This window comes from Streptomyces daliensis, from assembly GCF_054782395.1.
Map to the genome: position 1 here is coordinate 35461 of NZ_BAAGSO010000085.1, position 942 is coordinate 36402.

Annotated in this window: 1 protein-coding gene; it reads left to right on the forward strand. The window is 69.7% G+C overall.

The genetic code is table 11. From position 1 onward, the window contains the following. Positions 1 to 34: 34 nt before the first annotated feature. Positions 35 to 942: condensation domain-containing protein (locus tag ACYVOO_RS18735; RefSeq protein ID WP_461016779.1), on the forward strand; the 908-nt coding region annotated here is incomplete at its 3' end.

Below are 942 nucleotides of genomic sequence, written 5' to 3' on the forward strand. Positions count from 1 at the left end.
GCTGCTGCCCGATCTGACCTCCGCTTACAAGGAGTTGGCGGCGGGACGGCGAGCAGCGCTGAACCCGGTGTCGACGTCGTTCCGGCATTGGGCGCGTGAGTTGTCGGCGCGGGCGGTGGGTGCGGAGCGTGTTGCGGAGCTGCCGGAGTGGCAGGCCCTGTTGGAGGGTGCTGGTCCACTGTTGACGGATGGGCCGGTGGATCCGGTTCGTGATGTTGAGGCGTCGGTGCGTCGGGTGTCGGTGTCGGTGCCGTCCGGGGTGACGTCGGCCCTGTTGACGGGTGTTCCTGCCGTGTTCCATGCGGGTGTTGATGATGTGCTGTTGGCGGGGTTGGCGGCTGCCGTCGCGGAGTGGGCCCGGAGCAGGAACCAGGACCAGGCTGCTGACGGGTTCCTGGTGGACGTGGAGGGACATGGCCGTGTCCCGCTGAGCGAGGGTGTGGACCTGTCGCGCACGGTGGGGTGGTTCACCAGTGCGCACCCGGTGCGGCTGGCGGCGGGTGGTTTTGACCCGGCCGATCTGCGTGCCGGTGGTTCGGCGGCCGGGCAGGTGTTGAAGCGGGTGAAGGAGCAGGTGCGGGCTGTGCCCGGTGACGGGCTCGGTTACGGCATGCTGCGCTACCTCAACCCCGAGACCGGGGTCGCCATGGCGGAGCTGCCCTCGGCCCAGATCGGGTTCAACTACCTCGGCCGTGTCCCCGCCGCATCGTCCGCCGGTTCCATGGACAGCGATGTGCTCCCGGAGTGGACGCCCACCGGTGAGGCCGGGCCCGGGGGCGATGAGGCGACCGGGACGTTCCCGGTGATGCATGCGCTGGAGGTGCTGGGCGCGGTCCAGGAACGGGCGGACGGTCCTGAGTTGACCCTCACGCTTTCCTGGCCCGAGCGGTTGCTGACGGAGGCTTCCGCGCAGGCTCTCCTCGATGCGTGGGCGGCGATGCT